Consider the following 1,169-nt stretch of genomic DNA (forward strand, 5'->3'; position numbering starts at 1 on the left):
CTTGAACACTAAATTTGTTTTGTTGCGAAAGACGATCACAAGCTAATTTTGAAGCATTATAAATAATATGAACCAAATCAAAATGAACCTTTGCGCGTTTTCCAGTGCGATATCTAACTTGATTTAATTGGAAGAACTCTTTTAAATAGGCATTCACACGTTCTACGGCGGTTCGCTGTTTATAAATTTCTTTCCAACGTTTAGAACCCCGAGCTGGTGCTGTATAACGTCGTAAGTCAGAAGTAATTTTCACTTTATAAATCTTTTGACATAGCGAATCTTTAGACAAAGGACAATCCCTACAATCTCTCGGCCGCGTATACTTTAGCGTTTCATATTTCGGATCATAGCTATCATATCGATAGGAATGTTCGCGTACACAAGTCGGGGCAAAGTACTTATCAAAACCAATTGGATCTGATTCGTTCTTCTTGTTATAAGCAATAACAGATTGAGCACCCATATGATAAATTTGCTTGTAAATGGCTAAGTAATCATAACCGGCGTCCATCGTTGCATATCGAACAGATAGAGATGGAAACCGTTCCTGAATTCCTTTTAGTAGTGGAATTGCTGCCTTACCATCATTAAGGTTTCCGGATGTTAGGAGGGATTGGTAAATATATTGGCTCTTCGAGCCAACGGCTAAATGCCCTTTAAAACCAAACCAAAAGACATTTTTCCCTTCACTATTTTTCTTGATGCCCCATTTTGGTTCAATTGGGGCAGAAGAACGGAGTTCTTGGAGCGAGACATCAAGTTGGGCTTCAATAGGTTTTTCATATAAGGAGAGATTCTCTTCCTTTTTAGCCCTTTCTTGTTGCCACTTTTCTTGCTCGGCTTTCGATTTGCGGCCACGTTTTTTAGGTTCAGATTTAGGCTTTTCTTCTTTAGCAGGTGCTTGATCTCGTGCTTCAATATGAGTCGCATCAATTGCTACCGTCTCATCTGTAATAAATCCCTCAGAAATCGCTTGATAAAGGATATTTTCTTGGACGGATTCCAGTACATTTGTCTCACTAATTTGTGTGATCATTCTGGAAAAAGCAGCTTCAGACGGAACTGTATCAGATACTAAAAAACCACAGTCAAGACGAAAAATAATATCATTTTTCAGCCGTTGGACTAAATCCTTTATAAATGGAATTCTTTCCGTAATTCTAGCGATT

Annotated in this window: 1 protein-coding gene; it reads right to left on the reverse strand. The window is 38.3% G+C overall.

The genetic code is table 11. The annotated features are described in order from the left end of the window. A partial coding sequence (locus JN080_RS28770) for a transposase (RefSeq protein ID WP_256239355.1) occupies positions 1–1,169 on the reverse strand: 1,169 nt, incomplete at both ends.

Source organism: Bacillus sp. EB600 (genome assembly GCF_024494385.1).
Lineage (GTDB): Bacteria > Bacillota > Bacilli > Bacillales > Cytobacillaceae > JAEVLT01.